The 21,921-nt window shown below is 59.4% G+C and carries 17 protein-coding genes; 14 read left to right on the top strand and 3 right to left on the bottom strand.

Translation table 11 applies throughout. From position 1 onward, the window contains the following. Positions 1-17: 17 nt before the first annotated feature. The 10 genes from L5849_RS08365 (at position 18) to L5849_RS08320 (ending at position 13,356) form a co-directional block, all read left to right on the top strand. Positions 18-1,505 (top strand): UxaA family hydrolase, encoded by a 1,488-nt coding sequence (locus tag L5849_RS08365; RefSeq protein ID WP_255704255.1) that lies wholly within the window; start codon positions 18-20, stop codon positions 1,503-1,505. Beyond that, the gene (locus tag L5849_RS08360) at positions 1,505-2,842 is read left to right on the top strand and encodes a hypothetical protein (protein WP_236925209.1); all 1,338 of its coding nucleotides are present in this window, start codon (positions 1,505-1,507) and stop codon (positions 2,840-2,842) included. The genes L5849_RS08365 and L5849_RS08360 overlap by 1 nt, the downstream gene beginning before the upstream one ends. After that, on the top strand, positions 2,839-4,713 hold the full coding sequence (locus L5849_RS08355; protein ID WP_236925208.1) for a glycoside hydrolase family 2 protein: 1,875 nt from the start codon (positions 2,839-2,841) through the stop codon (positions 4,711-4,713). The genes L5849_RS08360 and L5849_RS08355 overlap by 4 nt, the downstream gene beginning before the upstream one ends. Next, complete coding sequence (locus L5849_RS08350; protein WP_236925207.1) at positions 4,710-6,080, top strand: glycoside hydrolase family 28 protein; 1,371 nt, start codon at positions 4,710-4,712, stop codon at positions 6,078-6,080. The genes L5849_RS08355 and L5849_RS08350 overlap by 4 nt, the downstream gene beginning before the upstream one ends. Positions 6,081-6,335: 255 nt before the next feature. Beyond that, entirely contained in the window at positions 6,336-7,544 is a 1,209-nt protein-coding gene (manD, locus tag L5849_RS08345; protein ID WP_236925206.1) for a D-mannonate dehydratase ManD, read from the top strand. After that, positions 7,522-8,481 (top strand): sugar kinase, encoded by a 960-nt coding sequence (locus L5849_RS08340; RefSeq protein WP_255704253.1) that lies wholly within the window; start codon positions 7,522-7,524, stop codon positions 8,479-8,481. Before manD ends, L5849_RS08340 begins: the two co-directional genes overlap by 23 nt. Beyond that, positions 8,478-10,235 (top strand): glycoside hydrolase family 2 TIM barrel-domain containing protein, encoded by a 1,758-nt coding sequence (locus L5849_RS08335; protein ID WP_236925204.1) that lies wholly within the window; start codon positions 8,478-8,480, stop codon positions 10,233-10,235. The genes L5849_RS08340 and L5849_RS08335 overlap by 4 nt, the downstream gene beginning before the upstream one ends. Continuing rightward, complete coding sequence (locus L5849_RS08330; protein WP_236925203.1) at positions 10,232-11,602, top strand: MFS transporter; 1,371 nt, start codon at positions 10,232-10,234, stop codon at positions 11,600-11,602. The genes L5849_RS08335 and L5849_RS08330 overlap by 4 nt, the downstream gene beginning before the upstream one ends. Further along, entirely contained in the window at positions 11,589-12,809 is a 1,221-nt protein-coding gene (locus tag L5849_RS08325; protein ID WP_236925202.1) for a mandelate racemase/muconate lactonizing enzyme family protein, read from the top strand. Before L5849_RS08330 ends, L5849_RS08325 begins: the two co-directional genes overlap by 14 nt. Before the next feature lie 106 nt (positions 12,810-12,915). Then, on the top strand, positions 12,916-13,356 hold the full coding sequence (locus tag L5849_RS08320; RefSeq protein WP_236925201.1) for a cupin domain-containing protein: 441 nt from the start codon (positions 12,916-12,918) through the stop codon (positions 13,354-13,356). A 24-nt stretch (positions 13,357-13,380) separates the two neighbouring features. Here the strand turns inward: L5849_RS08320 and L5849_RS08315 are convergent, their stop codons facing one another. The 3 genes from L5849_RS08315 to L5849_RS08305 form a co-directional block, all read right to left on the bottom strand. Next, on the bottom strand, positions 13,381-14,142 hold the full coding sequence (locus L5849_RS08315) for a FadR/GntR family transcriptional regulator (protein ID WP_236925200.1): 762 nt from the start codon (positions 14,140-14,142) through the stop codon (positions 13,381-13,383). A 270-nt stretch (positions 14,143-14,412) separates the two neighbouring features. After that, entirely contained in the window at positions 14,413-15,681 is a 1,269-nt protein-coding gene (locus L5849_RS08310) for a site-specific integrase (protein ID WP_236925199.1), read from the bottom strand. Between the two features lie 357 nt (positions 15,682-16,038). Then, complete coding sequence (locus tag L5849_RS08305; RefSeq protein ID WP_236925198.1) at positions 16,039-16,986, bottom strand: LysR substrate-binding domain-containing protein; 948 nt, start codon at positions 16,984-16,986, stop codon at positions 16,039-16,041. A 174-nt stretch (positions 16,987-17,160) separates the two neighbouring features. Here L5849_RS08305 and L5849_RS08300 point away from each other — a divergent pair, with 174 nt between their 5' ends. From L5849_RS08300 to L5849_RS08285, 4 genes are all read left to right on the top strand, one after another. Next, positions 17,161-17,508 (top strand): hypothetical protein, encoded by a 348-nt coding sequence (locus L5849_RS08300; RefSeq protein ID WP_236925197.1) that lies wholly within the window; start codon positions 17,161-17,163, stop codon positions 17,506-17,508. Between the two features lie 465 nt (positions 17,509-17,973). Further along, positions 17,974-18,513: an RNA polymerase sigma factor gene (locus L5849_RS08295; protein WP_236925196.1), complete on the top strand. Its 540-nt coding sequence runs from the start codon at positions 17,974-17,976 to the stop codon at positions 18,511-18,513. Between the two features lie 38 nt (positions 18,514-18,551). Continuing rightward, the gene (locus L5849_RS08290) at positions 18,552-19,469 is read left to right on the top strand and encodes a FecR domain-containing protein (protein WP_236925195.1); all 918 of its coding nucleotides are present in this window, start codon (positions 18,552-18,554) and stop codon (positions 19,467-19,469) included. 2 nt (positions 19,470-19,471) lie between these two features. Then, on the top strand, positions 19,472-21,838 hold the full coding sequence (locus tag L5849_RS08285; protein ID WP_236925194.1) for a TonB-dependent receptor domain-containing protein: 2,367 nt from the start codon (positions 19,472-19,474) through the stop codon (positions 21,836-21,838). Positions 21,839-21,921: the final 83 nt, after the last annotated feature.

The raw sequence follows: 21,921 nt of genomic DNA, 5'->3' as shown, positions 1-21,921 counted from the left end.
AGACCCGAATCCTGCGTATGCACGCTGAGGACAACGTTGCACTTGCCCTTTCTGGCATCAGTGCCGGGGACACTATGCCCGACGGCACGCGTGCCAAAGAAGCGGTTGCGTCCGGGCACAAGATTGCGATCGCGCCCATCGCGGCAGGCGACCCTGTGCTAAAATACGGTCAGGTGATCGGCGTAGCCAGCGCGGATGTGGCCAAAGGCGCGCATGTTCATGTCCACAACGTGAGCGCGGATGTTGCGAATGTGCGGCGTTCGGTGAAAACTGACACCTCGCGCCATGCCGAAAAGCGTGCAGCTTCCTTCCGAGGGTATCGCCGCGCATCAGGCAAGGTCGGCACACGCAACTACATCGGTATTCTGACCAGCGTGAACTGCTCGGCCACGGTCGCGCGCGCCATTGCCAACAGCTTTCCCGCCGCCTTGTTCGAAGGCAATTCAGCCATCGATGGCGTCGTAGCGCTGACGCACACAACGGGATGCGGGATGACGCCATCGAGCGAAGGCACAGAGAATCTGCGCCGCACGCTTGCAGGCTATCTGCACCATCCAAACTTTGCCGCCGTGCTGGTTGTCGGCCTCGGCTGCGAAATGATGCAAATGTCCGGTTTTGCTGATGAAGCGCAGGCGGCACGCGACGGCGTTGTCGTCCGTACACTGACGATCCAGGATGAAGGCGGCACGCTTAAGACGATCGAGGCCGGGCGCGCCATCGTGCAGGAGATGATCGAAAGCAATGCGGGCCTTGAGCGGGAGGAGTTTCCCGCCGAGCATCTCGTGCTCGGACTTCAGTGCGGGGGTTCGGATGGCTGGTCAGGCGTTACGGCAAATCCTGCATTGGGCAGGGCGGTTGACTTGCTGGTCGCTGCGGGAGGGACGGCCATCCTTTCCGAAACGCCGGAAATCTATGGTGCCGAACAATTGCTGTTTGCCCGCGCCAAGACAGAGGAGGTGCGCCAGACGTTGCAAAGCCGGCTGGACTGGTGGGCCGAATATGTGGCGCGCAATGGCGCGGAGCTGAATAACAATCCTTCACCGGGAAACATCGAGGGCGGGCTGACCACGATTCTCGAAAAGTCGCTCGGTGCCGTGGCCAAATCTGGCTCTATGCCGTTGCAAGCTGTCTATCGCTATGCCGAACCGATTGCGGCGCACGGCTTCGTGTTCATGGATAGCCCCGGCTATGATCCGTGTTCGGCAACTGGCCAGATGGCGTCTGGCGCCAATATCCTCGCTTTTACCACCGGACGCGGATCGGTGTTCGGATCGAAACCGGCACCTTGCGTAAAGCTCGCCACCAATCGCGTCATGGCGCAGCGCATGTCAGAAGATATGGATCTCGATTGCTCGCCGGTGCTCGAAGGCACCAGCCTCGATGACATGGGCGAGCAGATCCTCGATCTAATCCTGCGGGTCGCATCGGGCGAGAAATCAAAATCGGAAATGCTGGGGCTGGGTGATCTTGAATTCGTGCCTTGGCAAATGGGAGCTGTAGTATGATGAAAGCCAAACCACTCCTTGTGGCCCTGGCGCTGGGCGCATGTGCGACCGGTCCCAATGCGCCATCTTTGGCGCAGGAGCAGGCACCCTCGTCTGAACGCAGCGCCGAAATCACACGTGCGATAGAGGAAATGTCTGTCTTTGCAGGAGATACGCTGCTTGCCGAGGATGGCAGCGGGCGCGCTGACTACTCCGTGATCGACAGCGAGTGGATTACTTATGAGACACATTGGCATACCGGACAGCTCATATGGGGCCTGCTGGAGGCGGGGCTTGTGCTGGATCGTCCCGATCTGGTCGACAAGGCCCGGCGCGGCGGCGATTGGTGGGTTTCGACCGAATTCACCGGCGATCATCCGCTTGCCGGACTGGTCTGGGCCGCGCACGGTGATCATTTGGGCGATCTTATCAACTGGACAACAATCTCCGATGGTACGCCCGGATTGTTTGCCCTGTCGCGCGCAACCGGCGATGCGCGCTATGCCGACAGCGCCGCTCGCTCAGGCCAATGGTTGTGGGACAACACCCGCGTTCCTGACGAGATTCCGGGGGGCGAATGGCTCTTCTACAACATCATCGAGCCGGAGACCGGTCTGGTTTATCGTGACTGGGACGTGCACACGCAGGGCGTGCCACGCGATCCCGAACGCGCCGCGCGCGAGACACCACCGATCAACCGCATGGCCCGGCCCAATATCGAGGGATTCCTGTTCGAAGATATGTGCCGCCACACAGCGGAGGAGGTCTGGTGCGAGCGCTTCCTGGCGCAGGCTGACAGCGTTCTCGAACGGCAGCATGAAAGCGGACTGTGGCTGCAATTCGAACCTAACAACGAAGATGGGAGCCAAATCCATCCTCGCTTCAATGTGTGGAATGCCGAAGCGCTGCTGCAGGCTTACGAGATTTCCGGTGACCGCAAATACCTCGAAGGAGCAGCGCGCACTGCGCGCTGGGCGCAAAGCGTGATGCGCGACGACGGCACTCTATATTACCGAACCAGTATCGATGGGGAATCCAACCGCGCCGAAGTGACCGGTTCTTCGGTAGCCTTCAACGGCCTGCTGATGCTGCGTTTGAAGGATTATGGCTACAGCGAGTTCGACGAGACCATCGATACTTTGGCGGACTGGATCATTCGCAATCGCTTCGCCAGCGATCATCCCGATCCCAATCTTGCTGGCGCAGTGATCAACACCAGACAAAAGCAGCGCGATGGCGGGCTCGAATTGCTCAACCGCGATGTCGGGACAACATTCGCATTGCGTTTTCTCTCACTCTATCTGCGCGACCTGCGGGGCGAGGACGTGAACGCCTATCTGAACGGACGTACACCATGAAGACACTGACCCGCCGAAACGCCCTGAAAAGCGGCATTGCCGGAGCGGGTGTAGCCGCAATCCTGCCGGTAGCCGGGCAAGCTTTCGCACAGGAGCCGGATCCTATTGCCGCAAGCCTCCCCGGAAACCTTCCCGGTCGCGAGCGGCGCGCTCTCGATGGGACGTGGAGATACATTCTCGACCCCTTTGATGTCGCAGGTCGCAAGCCGACCGGGCGGCGGTCGTTTTGGCAGAACCGGATTGAGACGGCGGAAACCGGTCTGATCGAATACGAATGGTCATCCAGCGATCAAATGACCATTCCTGGCGACTGGAACACGGCTGAGCCCGAATTGCATTATTATGAAGGGCCGGTGTATTTCCAGCGCGAGATCAATGCCGGGCCGCGACCTGGCTTGCGCCAGTTTCTTTATTTCGAGGCGGTAAACTATGCCGCGACCGTGTGGTTGGACGGTGCCGAAATTGCCCGTCATGAGGGCGGCTTCACACCCTTCGCGGTTGACATCACCGACATCCTTGCGCGAACCGGCGCCGGCACGCACAGTCTGGTCGTGCGTGCGGATAGCCGCCATGGCCCGGAAACCGTGCCCGGCCTCGATTTCGACTGGAAGAACTGGGGCGGGATCACGCGGTCAGTATGGCTGGTCGAAGTGCCGGTCACTTTCATTCAGGATGTCTATTCAAGGCTGGAAGGCGATCACCTGCTGGTGGACGTCCAGCTTGATGGTCCCTCCAGCGCCAACGCCGAGGTTTCGATTGCACTCACCGGCGATGGCAATGCGTCCAGCGTATCGACCGATGGCGAGGGGCGTGCGCAATTGCAGTTCGACGTAACCGGGCTGCAACGCTGGTCGCCCGACAATCCGCAGCTCTATGAACTAACGGTCTCCACCGCATCTGACCGATTGGTCGAGCGCATCGGCCTGCGCAAGATTGAGACACGGGGCCGCGAAGTATTGCTCAATGGCGAACCAGTTTATCTGCGTGGCATATCGATGCACGAAGAGGCTTTTGGACCCGAAGCGACGCGCGAAGTCAGCCAGGCCGAGGCGCGGGCACTGCTCGCCGAAGCTAAGGCCTTGGGCTGCAATTTCGTACGCCTTGCGCATTATCCTCATGCGGAACACGTCGCCCGGTTGGCGGACGAGATAGGACTTATGCTGTGGGCTGAAATTCCGGTCTATTGGGAAGAGATCGCATATGATTCGCCACGTACTTTGGCTCTGGCACGCCAAATGATGCGCGAGCTTGTCATGCGCGATCGTTCGCGTGCTAGCGTGGTCATGTGGTCTGTTGCCAATGAAACGCCGCAAAGCGATGCACGAACGCGCTTTCTTGAAACCGTGATTGCCGATGTGCGGGCACTTGATCCCAGCCGATTGATCACCGCCGCGCTCAACAAGAATGTCGATGTGGGCGGCGTGCGCGATGGTGAAAAGGTGATCGAGGTGCGCGACCCACTGGGTGCCAGCCTCGATGTCGTTGCAATCAACCAGTATGAAGGCTGGTATGGTGAGCGCACACCGGGCGAGATTGCCCAGGTTTCCTTCCGGAATACCTATGACAAGCCGCTGATGTTTTCAGAATTCGGCGCAGGCGCGCTTTACGGCCATCGCGGCGCGCGTGAGGAGCGCTGGACCGAGGATTATCAGGCCTGGCTATACGAAGAGACCTTGAAAGTTGTTGCAGAGACGCCGGGCTGCGTCGGCCTTGCCCCGTGGTTGCTCAAGGATTTCCGTTCGCCCCGGCGCTGGCACGGCCGGTTTCAGAATCTGTGGAACCGCAAAGGCCTCGTCTCGCCCGAAGGGCACCGCAAACAGGCGTTCTTCGTGTTGCAGGAGTATTATCGCATGAAGGCCTCTTCGGCATGAATTTCTCTAAGACAATTGGTTCTTCTGCACTTTTGTTAGCAAGCTGTGCGTCGTTGCCTTTGGCAGCGCAGCAAACGGAGGATGCCTCAAGTGCGCGCTGCGATATCCGCACGTTCGGAGCGATTGCAGGCGATGGGTTACCCGACACTGCTGCGATCCAGGCAGCTGTGGCGGCATGTGAAGGTGTCGGAGGCACGGTTGTTATCCCGCAGGGTGAATGGTCAACAGGCACTGTTCGCCTAGGCTCGAACATGACGCTATTGCTCGAGCAAGAGGCTGTCCTGGCTTTGCATCCGGATATTGACCTTTTTCCTGAAATGCCGGTTTCGCGCGACAATGGCTCTGCAATGGTGCGCGCGGCGCTCCTTGCAGACGGCGTAGAGGCATTGCGGATCGAGGGTGCAGGCCGGATTGAAGGCAATGGCGAAGCATTCTGGGACGATAGCTTCTATGAAAGTGGCCTACGTCGTCCCACACTTCCGCGCCCCGGCCCGGTTATCGAACTGGCCAATTGCAGCGATACGCATGTTTCCGGCATTTCCATGACCAATATGCCAGCCTATGCGATACGATACCATCGCTGCGACGGTGTCAGCGCCACAGGCATTACGATCCGCAACGATCCGCGCAGCCCAAACACTGATGGTATCCAGCTGCGCGACACGTCCAATGCCGTTATCAGAGGGGTCGACATCCGCACTGGCGACGACGCAATCGTGCTCAAATCAGGTGACCGGATCGTCGATAATATTCTGGTCGAAAACAGCTATCTGGAAAGCGATGATGCCGCGCTGAAATTTGGCACCGGATCGCGGGAAGGGGTGACCAATTCGGTCTTTCGCAACATCGAAATTCGAAATTCACGCTATGGTATCGCGCTGTTCATGATCGATGGCGGCACTCACGCAAACAATCTGTTCGAGAATATCGTGATTTCAACTGGGGGCCGCAACTCGCGGCAATTCCCGATCTTTCTTGATATCGACAGGCGCGAAGCGGATCGCTCGCTTGGCCGGATCGTCGATACGACCTTTCGCAACCTTGCGATCGAAACCAGCGGGGCGAGCCTCATCGCCGGAAACCCCGACGCGCCGATCGAGGGGTTGATATTGCGAAACATCGTGCTCACCATTCGGGATCCTTTTGACGTTACCGTGCGCTCCGCCAAGCCTCGCGGGAACATCAACATCGAGGGTCAGTCCGGGAGCGTCGATTATTCGACGGCGAACGCACACTTCGCATTCGGTCATATTGATGGTCTCAGTCTGGGTGCGATCAATATTGCGGTAGGAGATGATGGCGGCCATGACGATGGAGGGCGGCAAGACTTCTTCTTGCAGGACGTCACGCTGACCCTTCAAAACTAGTTCGGGCCTTTAACAAAAGGGTCTCATCATTTGGAGGCTAAAGGCCTTCGAAGAGTTGGCTCTTCAGCAGGCAGCCCGCGTACGATGTCAGGTTCTCCATAGGTAATTGTTGCGCTGTCGACCTTGGGGGGACTTCCAAATCTTCCTTGAATTGGTAAGATAGGTATCTTGGACTTGACAGACCAATGTTCAGAGTGAACACATCGGTGCAATCCCGCAACTTCTGGCAGACGGGTATCGAAAGGATAAGTTGCAATGGAAATAAAGTCGGCGCGGGTGATCGTCACTTGTCCGGGGCGAAATTTCGTCACGCTCAAGATAGAGGTCGAAGGCGGCTTGACTGGCATTGGCGATGCGACTCTCAATGGCCGCGAAATGTCTGTGGTTTCCTACCTGGAAGATCACCTTTGCCCAGCGCTCATAGGCAAGGATGCGCGCCGCATCGAGGATATCTGGCAGTATTTATATCGTGGTGCCTACTGGCGAAGAGGTCCGGTAACCATGCGCGCAATTGCCGCTGTCGATGTTGCCTTGTGGGATATCAAGGCCAAGGCGGCGAACATGCCGCTTTACGACATGCTGGGCGGCAAGAGCCGCGAGAAAATCATGGTGTATGGGCATGCCAATGGGGCCGATATCGATGAGACCGTGGAGGCTGTTGGACGCTATATTGACCTGGGTTATAAGGCGATCAGGGCTCAGACAGGCATTCCCGGCGTAAAGGATGCCTATGGTGTGGGGCGCGGGGATCTCTACTACGAGCCTGCGGATGCCAGCCTGCCAAGCGAAACCGGCTGGGATACGCGCAAAGCTCTCAATACCATCCCCCGGCTGTTTGAAAAACTGCGCGATACCTATGGCTTCGATCACCATCTCCTGCACGATGGCCATCACCGTTACACGCCGCAGGAGGCGGCAAATCTGGGCAAGATGCTGGAGCCGTATCAATTGTTCTGGCTGGAGGATTGCACGCCGGCGGAGAACCAGGAAGCTTTCCGCCTGGTGCGCCAGCATACTGTTACGCCGCTCGCAGTGGGGGAAATCTTCAATACCATCTGGGACTGCAAGGACCTCATCCAAAATCAGCTGATTGATTACATCCGCACCACCATTGTCGGCGCTGGCGGGATCACTCATCTGCGCCGCATAGCCGATGTGGCCGCTTTGTATCAGGTACGAACGGGATGCCACGGTGCTACCGATCTCTCTCCAGTGACGCTCGGCGCTGCGGTCCATTTTGATAGCTGGGTGCCAAATTTCGGCATTCAGGAATATATGCGACACACGCCGGATACCGACGCGGTTTTTCCGCACGATTATCACTTTGACGATGGATACCTAATGACCGGCGACAGGCCCGGGCACGGGGTGGAAATCGACGAAGAACTCGCCGCCAAATATCCCTACAAACCGATGCAACTTCCTGTTGCCCGGCTTGAAGATGGCACGATGTGGAACTGGTGAGGTCGTGCATTCCGAACGAACCGGGGGAGGCATCGTCTGTTTTGGCGAGTGCATGATCGAATTGAGCAGGGCTTCGCAAGGCGACCTGTGGCGAATGGGCTTTGCCGGCGATACGGCGAATGTTGCTATCTATAGCGCGCGCCTCGGCGCTCCGGTTTCCTTCATGAGCGCGATTGGCTCGGACATGCAAAGCGAAGCAATGCGGTCCTTTCTCATGAGCGAAGACATTGATTGCCGGACTTTGCTCAAACATCCCGAGTGCATTCCAGGGCTCTATGCCATCGATACAGATGCGGCTGGGGAACGCAGCTTTACCTATTGGCGCGAGAGATCGGCCGCCCGGAACTTCTTCGGCATAGCTGGTGCCGAAGAAGCGCTTGCAATAGCCGCCAGAGCGGACCTGCTGTATTTGTCGGGCATCACGCTTTCGTTGTTTGACGAGATTGGGCGCCAGCGCGTCGTGGACCTGGCCGCGTCGGTCCGTGCCAATGGAGGAGGCGTCGCCTTTGATGGCAATTACCGCCCCAGCGGCTGGGAAGATGCATCGACCGCGCGCCGTGCCTTTGCCGCCATTGCACCCTATTGCACCATCGCATTGCCGACATTCGAAGACGAGGTTGCGCTGTTCGGCGATGCCGATCCGCACGATAGTCTGGAAAGATGGCACGAAATGGGTGCCCGGCTAGTCGTCCTTAAGCTCGGAGGGGAAGGCGCACTGGTTTCCGTTGAAGGTTCATCGGTGCAGAAGATCCCCTGTCCGGAGCGTCGCAATGCAAGAGATACAACCGGCGCGGGGGATTCCTTCAATGCCGGATTCCTGTGTTCGCTGCTGAGCGAGCGTGATCCCCTTGCGGCAGCCCATGCTGGCAACAAGCTAGCAGGGAGCGTCATTATGCATCCCGGGGCCATCATCCCTACAGAGGCGATGCCGGCATGATCAGCCCACAACGAAACGCCTTGCGCAGCTTTCATGACTTGTCCGGCATTTGGCGTGTTGCATTCGCCTCTTCAGGTGAACAGCCGGACTGGGAAACAGGCATTCCGGAAGACAGGGCGCTTGCGATCGCCATCCCGGGAAGCTGGAACGAGCAACTAGCCGAAGCCGGTTACATGAATTTCTGCGGCACGGGATGGTTCGAAACCGAGATTTTCTTGCCCGCAACCGGCGATGGACGCGAGTTGGTTCTCCGCTTCGGCTCGGTCGATTATTACGGCGAAGTCTGGCTTGATGGTCGAAGGCTCGGCGAAAGTGGCGCGCCGATGCTGCCCTTCGAAGTTGCGATACCGCGCGATTTAGCGACAGGAAGGCAGGCAAAGCTGGTTGTGCGGGTCGACGCACAATTGCACGCCGATGAAGCAACTCAGGGCATTGCCAAGGCGACCTATACCGAGGAAGGGCGACCGCGCGACGAATATCTGCCTGCCGTCCGATTTGATTTCTTCCCTTATGGCGGCATCAACCGGCCGACCTATCTGGTCGAGAGGCCTCTTGCGGGCCTTGCCCATTGGCGCGCGACCTCGGATATGACCGGGGTCTCGATTGACGTTTCCGCCGATGCGGGAACTACGATCACAGCGCGACTGATCGATGACAAGAATGTGATCGAAGCAAGCGCGGCATTGTCACAGCAACAAACCGCTCGGCTGCGACTTTCCCCGCAAGAGCCGCGCCTTTGGAGCCCGGACGATCCGCAACTTTATCACCTTGAGATAGACCTGCTCGATGCTGCGGGCGCTGTCATCGATATGGCAAGCCAACGTATTGGCCTGCGCAGCTTTGAGATCGAGGGCGCCCAGTTCTTGCTCAATGGCGCGCCGATCCAGCTCAAGGGCTTCGGCAAGCACGAGGAAAGCCCGCTGCACGGGCGCGGTTTAAACCTCCCACAACTGGTCAAGGACTTTCACCTGCTGAAATGGATCGGCGCTAACTCGGTACGCACCTCGCATTATCCCTATAGTGAGGAATTCCTCGATCTTGCCGATGAATTTGGCGTGCTGGTGATCGATGAGGTGTTTTCGATAAATCTCGACTTCCGCCGGGTTAATTCGGATACTCTAAACCGGCACAAGCAGGCCATTAGTGAATTGATCGCACGGGATGCCAACCGAACTTGTGTAATCGCATGGTCGCTCGCCAACGAGCCGGGATATCTTGGCGAGGCAGAGTATCGCGAAAAGTCTGGCGAGTATTGGGACGACCTTTTTGCCCATGCCCGCGCACTCGATCCCTCCCGCCCGATGACGCACGCGAATGTCGGTTATGCCGGCAATGATGATCCGGCATTCAAGCGATCGGATTTCCTCGGCATGAATCGCTACCATGGCTGGTACTCAAACCCGGCCCAGATAGGCGAAGCCGTGGCGGCGTTGCGAGCAGATCTTGATGCCGTATCGGAGCATGGCAAGCCGGTAATGCTGCTCGAATTTGGCGCTGATGCCCTCGCCGGGCAGCACGCAACCCACGATCAGCTGTTTACCGAGGAATACCAAAAGCACTTCATCGAGGCCTATTGGGCCGAGCTCGACCGCCATCCGTCGGTCGCTGGCGGCCATGTCTGGAACTTCGCAGATTTCCGGACCGCGCAACATGGCCGCCGTGTGGTCTACAATCTCAAAGGCGTGTTCACCCGCACGCGCGAGCCGAAAATGGCCGCTTGGGCACTTAAAGATTTGTGGAGTGACCCGGCATGAGCGAAATTCGACCTCTCGCACGCCGCAATATGCTTGGCTGGGCCGTCGGCGACTTTGGCTTCAACATTTTCTGGCAGACGCTCAACCTGCTGCTGCTGCCTTTCTATACCGATGTTCTCGGCTTGAACGCGGCTTTGGCAGGGACAGTCTTCCTGATTGCGAGCTTATGGGATGGTTTCGCCGATACTATCATTGGCGCTATCGCTGATAGGACTAGAAGCCGTTGGGGGAGCTATCGGCCTTACCTGATCTTCGCCTCTCCGGTGCTGGTCGTGTCTTTCATGCTGGCATTCCTCACGCCGGCCTGGGAGCAGGGTGGGCTGTTTCTTTATGCTTTGCTCAGCCAGGTCTTTCTGCGCACCGCCTATTCGCTGGTCTCGATCCCCTACAGTTCGCTTTCGGCGAGGATTTCCCAAGACTCTGGTGAACGCTCGAGCATGGCGGGCTGGCGAATGTTCTTTGCTTTCTCCGGCGGCGCGTTCGTCACTTTTGTGATGCCGCAATTGGTGCAATCACTCGGCGAGGAAACGCAATCAACGACTTATGTTCTGGCGGCAGGCCTTACGGGCCTCATCTCGTTGCCCTTCTTCTGGGTTGTATTCGCGAACACAAGCGAGCCAGAGCGTTTGCGCGAGGCCAATCCTTCAGGCTTCAGCGTGGCCGCGTCTGTCGAGGATTTTCGCGCCACAGTGCGTATGGCCATGGCCAATGGGCCGCTCGTGCGCATCTTCGGCTGCATCATCGTTTCAAGCCTAGCGTTCACCATGACCAACAAATGCCTGGTCTATTACGTCACCTATTATCTTGAACGTCCCGATCTAGTGCCGCGCATTGTGCCTTTCGCTCTGGTCATCAATTTGCTCTTTGCACCGTTCTGGGCGTGGGTCGCGCGGCGGATCGACAAGCGTACCACTTGGCTTGTCGCTAACGTCCTGAGCGTGGTCGCGTATACGCTGTTCTTCTTTTCGACCTCGCGCGATCCTGTGGTCGCTAGCTTCTTTATCGCGCTCATCTCGGCGGGCAATATCGCTTATCAGGTGTTGTTCTGGGCCATGCTGCCCGACACAGTGGAATACAACGCATGGAAGACCGGCCAGCGTCACGATGGCAAGGTCTTCGGCATTGCTTCCTTCGCAAAACAGCTCGCTCTGGGGATCAACGGCGCGCTGCTCGGCGTGCTGCTGATCTGGATCGGATACACTCCCAATGTCGAGCAGAGTGAAGAAACATTGCTCGGGCTCAAGGCGATCATGGCTCTGATACCGCTTGCCGGCGTGCTGCTCTCTGGCTGGCTGATCTGGGGCTACCCTCTCACCCGAGAATCACATCGAGCAATCGTGGAAGGAACGTTTGATGCAACGCGGTAACACTCAGATTGATCGACGCACGGTGCTGCGCAACCTGGCGCTCGGCGTTGGTGGCGGCCTTGGACTGGCTTCGGTGCCTGCCTTCGCGCAAATGGCTGGCAATGTCGGAAACTTCGAGATTGCGTCCGTAGAAGCATTCGCAGTTCCCCGAGCGATCTTCGTGAAGATTACCGCGAATGACGGTACAACGGGTTGGGGCGAAGCGGGTCATTCCGGCGGGAGGCTGGTAGCCGATGTCATCCGCCGCGAAATCGCGCCGCTCTACGAAGGCGAAGACGTGTTCGACGGATACGGTCTTTGGGCGAAAGGCTATTACGAAGTAGACGAGCTTGGCCCCGGCGGACTGGCAAGCCAGGCCCTCGCCGGCGTCGATTGCGCGTTGTGGGACTTGCGCGGTAAATTGCTGGGTCTGCCAGTCTGGGCATTGCTGGGCGGGAAAGTGCGCAACAGTTTTCCGGTCTATGGCTCGTTCAGTCGCAGTCAAGGCAGTGATGGACTCATGGGTCCGGACGAAGCGGCACGCCGCGCTGCAGAAATGATGGAAGAGGGGTTTCGCGCGATCAAGGTGCGTATGGCAATCCGCGAAGAAGGCGTTGATCCTGTAGACGATCCAACAATGCCGGTCGCACGTGCTGTGCGTCAGGCCATAGGCGACGAAGTGCCGCTCTATGTGGATGCCAACAACGGCTATCGCGCCGCGCGCGCAATCGTCATCGGCAAAGCACTGTATGAAGAACTCGGCGTTGAAGTCTTCGAAGAACCCTGTGCGATGCATCATTATGCCAGCACAAGAGCGGTTTCCGATGCGTGCGATATCATGGTGGCGAATGGCGAGCACGAATACACACCCTTCGCCTTCCGCGATCTGATCGAACAGGCGCGGCCTGATCTGCTCAATCCCGACGTTTCCAAATTGTCAGGCCTAACGCCGGGCATCATGGTAGCATCGATGGCTTATGTGCACGATCTGCCGATCTCGGTACACAATGCGCGCCCGACGCTGCTGTCGGCAGCGCATACGCATTTTGTCGCTTGGGCGGAAACCGCCAACCGGACGCAGGAACACCCCGGCGCGATCCGCTTGGCGAGCTTGTGGGACTATTTCGAAGACCGGATGCTTCCAGTGGATGGGATTATGCAGGTTCCTGAGACACCCGGACTGGGCCTCAGACCTATCGAAGAACGCATCAGAGCCGATGCAAGCTAGGCCGCGATGAGCTAGAGAAATAACAAAGATAGAGAATAAACTTCGGCGAATTGCTCACGCAAGATAACCATTTGATTTTCCCTACTCATTTGGAAGGCGCAACTCAATGTTGAAAGTGTTCATTATCTCCGCGTCAGTAGTCCTCGCCGTCAACTTGCCCGCGCATGCTGCGGAATGCCCCGTAGATCAGGTCCGCGCAGATGTTCCCATCGAGGGTCCTGCGACAAGCACCGGTGTAGAGGTGCTCAACGAGGTTGCGATCCCGCTCGAAGATTCAACAGGTCTGTTTGGGGTTCTGCAATACCGGCGCGTCACCATCGAACCGGGTGGGACGCTCGAATTGCACAGCCATGATGTGGTGCCGGGCTTCGCATACGTGCTGACGGGCACCGCGCTCGAGTACCGTTCCGATTGTAGCGTCCCAATTGTTCGCACAGGAGGCGACATCGCGACCGAGCCTTCTTCGTTGACGCATTGGTGGCGCAACGAAGGTGAGACGCCGGTCGTATTGCTTGTAAGTCACGTCGTGCGAGACGGAGCCGAGTAAAGATATTCGCCTTTGTCTTGGCCGCTATTCTTCACCAATCTTGAATCGCTCACGTTGTGCCGCGACTTTGGCTCTGGCTTGTTCGATCGCCTCAGTTTCAGTTGAATCCAGAAGATACTGCAGCACTCTGCCAAGATGGTCTCGCATCGCCTTGCGCGCGGCGGCCGGGTTGCGATCGCGCAGTGCATCGAGCATCTTTCGATGCTCCTCGATCACAGGTTTATGACCCTTGGCGCGCGATTTCTCGAATGTCAGTGCGCATTGCGGAGAACGGTTGCGGATTGTCCATAGATGCTCCACCGCAGCTTGCATCGCGGTATTGTGGCTGCAACCTGCAAGATACGAATGAAAGCGCTCGTCCACGGTTTCGCCGGCACCTGCCCCCGATTTGTTGGCCTGCTCCATTTCCGACAGCAGGCGCTCTAATTCGTCCAACTCTTCATCGGTCACATTGCTCGCAGCAAGGGCTGCGGCCTCACTCTCGATCAACCGCCTCGCTTCGGTAAGTTCGAAAGCTCCGATGTCGCGTTTCACACCTTCTATTGTGGGCGTCTTGCTGAGAACATAAACCCCGGATCCCACACGCACTTCGACAAGGCCTTCGATCTCAAGTGCGATGACGGCCTCTCGCACAGTCGGTCGACTGACATGAAACATCGATGCCAATTCCCGTTCCGCTGGTAAGCGGTCGCCTGGCTGAAACTCTCCGGATGCGATTAGCCTGATAATTTTTTCGGCCAGTGCCTGATAAAGGCGTGTGCCCGAACGTGGAGCGCTTGTGTTCATCGTGTCAATTTGTCCTGACCAATCGTGATTTGCAAGGCATTGCGATTTTCTTGACTAAGGAAACGCGGAACAGCCTGCTACATCAATCGCAATTGCACCTGCGTCACCTGCGTTTTCCCAATCGGCTGCAAGCATTGTCCGGACTTCAATTCCTGACGAGCTGAAATCTCGCACTGCCGCCGCAACACGGTGTCGCTGTCGGTGCTTCCGGAATCGTGTGGCAGTCCGTCTCTCAGCTTAGTTGCGAACTGCAAGTCCGTGAGCGACGTCTTACCGAAGGCAACCGAGTGCATCTGCAATCTTGATACCCACCCGATCAGCTGCCGCTTTCATCGGGTCGTGATCAACATGGGCATAAATCATGGTTGAGCGCATATTCGCATGTCCGAGTATCGCACCAGTCATCGCCAGCGCCTCGCCGCTTGATGTTGCTATAGCTCCCATAGTGTGCCGCAAGGTATGTGGCGTGACATCAGTGAGGCCAGCCTTGCTGACGATCTTGGGCCAAAGCTTCTTGGTCCCTTGAAAGTAGCCTTCGCCACATTCGGCAGGAAAAACATAGTCGCTGGCGTAGCTCCGGGAAATTCCTTTGAGCAGCCCGATCGCGGCTCCTGCCAAAGGACGAACCGATTGCCCGGTTTTGCTATCGGCCAAGGTCAGCAGGCCCCGCTCGAAGTCCACTTCGGACCACTTGAGCTCCACGATTTCCTGACGGCGGCAACCGGTCAGTATCCATAGCCGTGTAATGATGAGTGCTTTGGAGTTGAGACCCTCTTTCTCCAAAGCATCACAGGCTTCGCCGAGCTTTCTGACCTCAGCCAGAGAGAGAAAGCGCGTACGGCGGCCATCCGTCTTTCTGACTACTGCTTTGTCGCAAGGGTTTACCTCTACTAATCCGCGCCTCACTGCGAAACTATACATCGCTGACAAATCCCTGAAGACCTTGCGGGCGGCCCCAGGACCGCCGCGCACGAGGATGCGCTTGCGTGGCCCCACCTTCTCATCCTTCCGCGATTTCCCGGATTCAACATCTCTGAAGAAACGCTCGGTATCGCCAGCAGTCAGCTCGGTAATCCGTTTGTGGCCGAGCAGCCGGACCACATGATGACGCAAGCGCCCGATCGTATATTGCTTGGTCAGGGGTTTCATCGGCTCACCCTGCCGAACGCCGCGCTGGATATAGCAGCCCTCTGCTTCATAAAGATCAACCAGCGCGGCGACCTTCATCTCCACTCTCTTGGAATTCCGCGCGGCGGCGGGGTCTTCGCCAACAGCAATCTGGCCCAGAACCTTCTTGGCCTTCTTGCGCGCTTCTTCGACGGTGAGATTGCCAAACCGGCCAATCGTCACATAGCGTTGCGGGGCAGTGCGACCGCCGCCATCTGCGCGGTATCGCACGACGAAACTCTTGGTCCCGGTAGGCTCAATGCGAACGGCAAAGCCCGCTAATTCGCTATCCCAGACCGCGTAGCGTTTGGCTGTGGGCACCGCAGTATCGACAATTGTCTTTGTCAGCCGAACTTTTGAACTTGCGGGCATTGGCACGATATCCGGTTGGCCTCGGTCAACACATGGTCAACACCATGAGTGTAAACTGGCGGTTGGCTCTAGGATATCTGTAGCGTAGATGTTGCAAATAATCTATAATTATATCAATCTACTATGGAGCAATCTAGCGCACTGCAGAGTAGGTTGGAGAAAGGCTTGTGGCAAGATTGCCAAGGTTGGGGTCGGGCGTTCGAATCGCCTCGCCCGCTCCATTTCCCATGCATTCTGGAACTCGATCGCGCTTTTCCCGCGCTCTATCGGCTTGTGGGCCTGCGCTTTCTGCCCGGATGTGAGCGCGAAAGGTTGCGGGCGCCAAGCGGTGAAGCTCGCTTGGCACTTGCAAAGCTCCTATCGGTTCGACCGTTCCGGGCTTTGCTGAATTTCTCCCAGATGGCGCTGGCGGGTCCATCCGGTGACGGTGTCGACAACGACAGAGCGCAACCAGCGATGCGCGGGGTCTGCCTCGAGCCGGGGGTGCCACAACAGGGAGATCGTGAAAGGGGGTGCCTCGAATGGCAAGTCGGACACGGTCACGCCCGCCTGAAGGCCCCGTGTGTGGATACCGGGGGCCATGGCGATCAGTTCGGACTGTCGGGCCAGGGCAATGGCAGCCGCATGGTTGGCGACGATGGCGCAAGGAGCTTGTTCGATCCCCGCCTGCAGCATTGCATTCGCGACGAAATGCTCTTCCATTTCTTCTCGATACAAGCCGACATAGCCGAACCTGCCAAATGCGTCCGCATCGAGCGGCTGCGTAGCGGCTGGATGGCCGCTCGACAGTACCGCGACATAGCGATCCTCGAACAGGCGGCGGCCCCGGACCTCCGGGCCGATCCGGTCGGACAATACCGCTGTCTCCAGATCGGCAGAGCCATCGCGCAACATCGAGCTGCTCTTGTCGGTTTTCTGAAGAAAGGTCAGGCGACACAGAGGCGCCTCCTTCGCTACCGCCTCGATCAGTAGCGGCCCGAATGTCTCCGCAAACCCTTCACGGCACCTGATGGCGAAAACCCGTTCCAGTGCCGTCAAGTCGAGAGAACTGCCTGGACCCAGCAGCGCCCCAACCTCGTCCATCACCCGGGGCAATTGCTGTTTGATTTGCGCTGCGCGAGGGGACGGGACGAGTCCCCGACCAGCCCGCACCAAAAGCGGGTCGCCGGTAACATCGCGCAATCTGGCCAGTGCGCGGCTTGTCGCGGACGGGGTGATGCCCAGTCGCCTGGATGCCGCGACGACACTTCCCTCCTGCAAAAGCGCCGACAGGGCGTGAAGCAAATTCAGGTCGAGCTTCTGCATGGCCGCGAAGTAGCAGCGTCATACATGACCTTCAATGCACTATATAGATGCAATTGTTGCGCCTTGTGCCATGTATGGGTGCCTCTACCTTGCGAGCAACACCGGCGATCGGGCGCTTTCACAAGGGCACCGCCAAGGTCGGCCATCGTCCAAGCCCTCCGAGGTCGTCCAAGCATGCCACTGCTACCCCCAGGTCCGGATCGACCGGCGGAACCGATCGCGGGCTACGAAGACCTCCGGTTGTGGGCGGCCCTGCTGGCAATCCTCCTTGCGACATTCATGAGCGCGTTCGCCGGAACGAGCGCTCATAGCTGGCAGGCCGTGGCCGCGAGCGGCATGTCGATCGGATTCAAAGGTGCCAATCATGCCGCCAAGGCCATGGTCCTGATGGGGGTGGAACTGTACTCCAATCCCGATTTGCGGGCGCAGGCGAAGGCCGAATTCACCGAATTGCTGGGGCCTGACTATACCTATGAATCGCTGCTTGGCGATCGGGAGCCGCCGCTCGATTACCGTAGGTGACGGGGCTGGCTGCTCACGAAAGCAGGGGTTTTCTCGCATGGGTTGCGAGAGGACCCCTGGCTAAAATCGAGAAACGAACCGCGTCGGTGTGGGGGAACGCAGTGGACACCAAGCAGCGCCCGGGGCGGCGGATCTATAACCCCATCCCCTGATCCACGAACACCTGATGACGATCCGTATCTCCAGGCCTCTCGCCACCCACCTTGTCTTGGTCATCCCCCGGATCCGGTAGGACAGCTTCGGCCCCTGCCTGTTCCAATCTCAGCCGCCCTTCGCGGCCGGATCCTCGTCTGAAACCTCGCCCGACAGGCGGGGCCTTGCTCCCGCCCCCACGCTTGCGGCCTCTTGCCGAGCTGGACGATCCTCCATACTTCAGGCATCACAGACCGCCTGGGTGCCTTTGGATTCCGGCATGGCCGTCCATCTGAAGGCCGGGCGATCGTGCGCGAAGCGAAGTGTGAGAGAGTGACCCGCGCAGTGAGCGACGATCCCGACGATGATGGCCTGCAGGCGGTTTTCCTCGCCAACCGGCAAGTCTTGCTGCGCTTTCTCCTCGCGCGTGGGGCTGCCGAGGATGCGGAGGACATTCTGCAGGAAGTATGGCTGAGGATCGCGCGTAGACCCCCTGGTCCGGTTTCGGCGCCGCTATCCTATCTCTATCGCACAGCCAACACGGTGATGATCGACCGCTATCGTTCGGCAAAACAATCGGCGCAGCGCGAAAAGGATTGGGTCGAGGCCGGCTCGGGGCCGATGCCCGGTATATCCGACAGCCCTTCGGTCGAGCGCGTAATCGCCGGGCGGCAATCCACTCGAAAAGTGGAGGAAGTGCTTGCTGGATTGCCGAAACGCGCCACGGCGATTTTTCGGCGCAGCAGGATCGACGGGGTCGCCCAGCGCGCAATCGCCGAGGAGTTCGGGATCAGCATCAGCACGGTCGAGAGCGATTTGCGCAGTGTCTACCGGGCGCTCGCCGAGCTTCGGGAGCGGTTCGATGAGGAATGATCGCAGCGACTCCGTCCTTATGGCAGGAGTGATACTTCATGACGCTTGATCGCACCATATTCGGCGAGGCCACCGTCTGGGCGGTCAGGACCTCTGATCCCGAATTCGGCGACTGGCCGGCTTTTACCGATTGGCTCGAGCGCTCGCCCGAGCATGCGGCGGCCTACGACCATGTCATGGCGGCAGTGGAAACCGGATCGGCAAGCGTCGATACCGTGCCCGCCAACGATGTCGATCAAGGGGCTTCCCGGCGTGTCGGCCGCTGGCTGGGTCCCGCCATAGCCGCCTGCCTGGCGCTCGTCGCGGCGCTGTGGATCTGGCCGTTGGGCGGGGCGGGATCGACCTATCGGACGGAGCCGGGCGAGATGCAGACGATCGCGCTGGCCGATGGCAGCACTATCGTTTTGGCGGGGGATACTGAACTCGTCGTCGATCCGGACCGAACTCGTTATGCCCGGCTGGAGCAAGGGCGCGCCCTGTTCGAGATCCGTCATGACGAGAGTAACCCTTTCCGGGTCGATGTCGGACGCGCGTCTCTGGTCGATGCGGGCACGATATTCGATGTCAGCATATTGCGATCCGATGTCGGTGTCGCGGTATCCGAAGGGGCTGTGATCTATAATCCTTCAAAGGAGAACGCGCGGATCGAGCCCGGCCAACGGCTCACATTCGATCGCGGCGACAGCACCTACCGGATATCGGACGTGCCTCTGGCCCAGATCGGCGAATGGCGCGAGGGACGGTTGACCTTCCGCGATCTGGCCCTCGCGGATGTCGCCGCGGAAATCTCGCGGGCGAGCGGAATAGCCTATACGGTTTCGGGGAGTAGCGGCGACCGCCCGGTTTCGGGGAGCATCGTCATCGAGCCCCTGCGTGCGGACCCCGCCGCGCTGGGTTCTCTTCTCGGCGTCGAGATCGAGCGGCGGGGAGATACCTGGATGCTCTCGGCACGCTGACCATGCGCCCCTGGCCCGTCATTCTTGCGGCCTGCGTAGCCTGCTCTTCCGCGTCCGCGTTGGCGCGGGAACAGGCGATCGACGTGCCTGCCGGCACGGTCCCGGAATCGGCCATCGAGATGGCGCGGCAGACTGGCACGAGTATCGTGGTGAGCGATCCCGTCCTGACCAAGCGACGCACGCCGCGAATTCGCGGACGAATGAGCGCTCGCCAGGCCATCCGGCGCCTGGCGGAAAGCGCGGGGGCACGAGCGGTTGCGACGGGCACCTCATCCTGGCGGATCGAGCCGCGCCCGCGACGCACCGCTTCGGTCGGAAGGTCCAGGCCTCCGGATCCCCGGCGCCGTGCTGTCCATCAACCGCCGCCGCCTGCGGTTCCTCCGACACCGATCGTGGTGGTGGCGAGCAAGCGCGACACGCGTCTCGACGAGCTCGCAGCCCAGATAAGCCTTATCGATGGCGAGGATCTGGCCCTGGGCGGCACGGGCGGGACGGAAAAGATTACCCAGCGCGTGGCAACGGTGTCCTCGACCTATCTCGGGAGTGGGCGCAACAAGCTCTTCATTCGCGGGATTGCCGATTCCAGCTTCACCGGACCGACTCAAGCAACCGTGGGCCAGTACCTCGGCGATATGCGGCTTAGCTACAATGCACCCGATCCGGACCTGCGTCTTTCGGATCTCGAGCGGGTCGAAGTGCTCGAGGGGCCTCAAGGAACGCTCTATGGCGCAGGCTCTTTGGGCGGCATCATCCGGCTTGTTCCCAATGCACCGGAACTCGACAGCCTGTTCATGCGTGGAACGCTGGGCAACGCCTTGACGCAGTACGGTGCAGCAAGCGTCGATGCGAATATGATCGCCAACATTCCGCTTGCTCCCGGGAAAGCGGCGTTGCGGATGGTGCTCGATGCGGCCAGCGAAGGCGGTTACATCGACAAGCCCCTGCTTGATCGCGACGATGTCAACCGCACGCGAACGCTCGCCGGTCGCGCGATCATGCACGTCGCGATCGCTCCGGACTGGGCGCTGGACGTGATCGGCCTGGCGCAATCGATTCATGCTGCCGACAGCCAGTATGCGGCGCGGAACAGTCAAGACTATGACAGCCTGGCGCGTGTGCGCGAGGGCGCGGACGCCGACTATTTCCACGGCCAGCTCGTGGTGTCCGGGCGTATCGGCGTCCTTCACGTCCGCTCGACCACCGGCGCAGCGAGGCAGGACGTCCAGGAGCGCTACGACGCGACCATGCCGGGCGACGAGGATCGGGTATTCGTCCAGCTCAACGATACGCGCATGATTGCCCACGAGACCCGTATTTGGCTGCCGATCGAAGACCGGCGTTTTGGCTGGCTCGCCGGGCTGAGCCTCGTCGACAACAGCGCCCGCCTCAACCGCAGGCTCGAGCAGGACCGCGAGCGCTCCTCTGCTACCGGCGCGCGTAACTCGCTTACGGAAGGCACGATCTATGGGGAAGCCTCCTACCGGCTGCGAGACGGCGTCATAGCGACATTGGGAGCCCGTTATACGCGGGCACGGCTGGGCGGCGCAGCGGAAGACGTGGCCCTGGCATTGGCGGTCGCGGGAGCTGCCATTACGGAAGAGCGGGATCAGTCCGCGTTCCTTCCCGCAGGATCGCTCGTGGCCAGGCTCGCTCGTGCCACCACTCTCTATATTCGCTATCAGGAAGGTTTCCGGCCCGGCGGGCTGGCTATCGAAGGCGAGTTCGTCCGCCGCTTTCGGCAGGACCATGCCCGCACGCTGGAAATGGGCGCGCGGTACGGGCGCGCGGGCATCGATCCGTTCGACCTGGCGGTGAATGTAGCGCACACGCGCTGGAACGACATTCAGGCCGATTTTATCGATAATCTGGGCCTCCCCAGCACGGACAACATCGGCGACGGCCGTGTTTGGACCTTCAGCGCCTCGGGCAGTGTCTTTCTGACCGACGATTTGCGCCTGACCGGCGGCGCGACCATCAATCGCAGCACGATCGACGAGCCGACCCGCTTCTCCTCCCCTCGCATCTCCCATGTGCCCAATATTGCCGAATTCTCCGGACGGATGGGTCTGGAATACTCGCGATCCGTCGGCCGGGATCTCGACCTCGATGCCCGGGTGTGGGCCAGCTACATCGGTAAGTCCCGGCTCGGAGTAGGGCCGGAGCTCGGCGATCCGCAGGGCGATTATGTCGATAGCGGTATGCTGGTCCGCATCGGCAATGAGCGGTTTGGCGGGACACTTTCGGTCACGAATCTCGCCGGGACCGAAGGCAATCGCTTCGCTCTCGGGACGCCATTCGCCGTACTGCGCGAGCAGGTGACGCCCCTGCGCCCGCGAACTATTCGGCTGGGCGTCGATTTCTCGTTCTAAGCACACGGCCCCGCAGTCTTCCCGGTGAGGGGGGTAATTTTCTTCAAGGCATCCCGCATCTGGCTCCGTCCTCCCATCATTCA

The organism is Erythrobacter sp. SN021, from assembly GCF_021864455.1.
This window is presented reverse-complemented; position numbering and strand designations above follow the sequence as displayed.

Excerpts from the sequence above, each read along its gene's own strand:
- L5849_RS08315 (WP_236925200.1), bottom strand. The coding sequence starts at position 14,142 with ATGAACACAAGCGCTCCACGTTCGGGCACACGCCTTTATCAGGCACTG.
- manD (WP_236925206.1), top strand. The coding sequence starts at position 6,336 with ATGGAAATAAAGTCGGCGCGGGTGATCGTCACTTGTCCGGGGCGAAAT.
- L5849_RS08320 (WP_236925201.1), top strand. The coding sequence starts at position 12,916 with ATGTTGAAAGTGTTCATTATCTCCGCGTCAGTAGTCCTCGCCGTCAAC.
- L5849_RS08305 (WP_236925198.1), bottom strand. The coding sequence starts at position 16,986 with ATGCAGAAGCTCGACCTGAATTTGCTTCACGCCCTGTCGGCGCTTTTG.
- L5849_RS08335 (WP_236925204.1), top strand. The coding sequence starts at position 8,478 with ATGATCAGCCCACAACGAAACGCCTTGCGCAGCTTTCATGACTTGTCC.
- L5849_RS08325 (WP_236925202.1), top strand. The coding sequence starts at position 11,589 with ATGCAACGCGGTAACACTCAGATTGATCGACGCACGGTGCTGCGCAAC.
- L5849_RS08330 (WP_236925203.1), top strand. The coding sequence starts at position 10,232 with ATGAGCGAAATTCGACCTCTCGCACGCCGCAATATGCTTGGCTGGGCC.
- L5849_RS08365 (WP_255704255.1), top strand. The coding sequence starts at position 18 with ATGCACGCTGAGGACAACGTTGCACTTGCCCTTTCTGGCATCAGTGCC.
- L5849_RS08285 (WP_236925194.1), top strand. The coding sequence starts at position 19,472 with ATGCGCCCCTGGCCCGTCATTCTTGCGGCCTGCGTAGCCTGCTCTTCC.
- L5849_RS08340 (WP_255704253.1), top strand. The coding sequence starts at position 7,522 with ATGGCACGATGTGGAACTGGTGAGGTCGTGCATTCCGAACGAACCGGG.
- L5849_RS08350 (WP_236925207.1), top strand. The coding sequence starts at position 4,710 with ATGAATTTCTCTAAGACAATTGGTTCTTCTGCACTTTTGTTAGCAAGC.
- L5849_RS08355 (WP_236925208.1), top strand. The coding sequence starts at position 2,839 with ATGAAGACACTGACCCGCCGAAACGCCCTGAAAAGCGGCATTGCCGGA.
- L5849_RS08300 (WP_236925197.1), top strand. The coding sequence starts at position 17,161 with ATGCCACTGCTACCCCCAGGTCCGGATCGACCGGCGGAACCGATCGCG.
- L5849_RS08310 (WP_236925199.1), bottom strand. The coding sequence starts at position 15,681 with ATGCCCGCAAGTTCAAAAGTTCGGCTGACAAAGACAATTGTCGATACT.
- L5849_RS08290 (WP_236925195.1), top strand. The coding sequence starts at position 18,552 with ATGACGCTTGATCGCACCATATTCGGCGAGGCCACCGTCTGGGCGGTC.
- L5849_RS08360 (WP_236925209.1), top strand. The coding sequence starts at position 1,505 with ATGAAAGCCAAACCACTCCTTGTGGCCCTGGCGCTGGGCGCATGTGCG.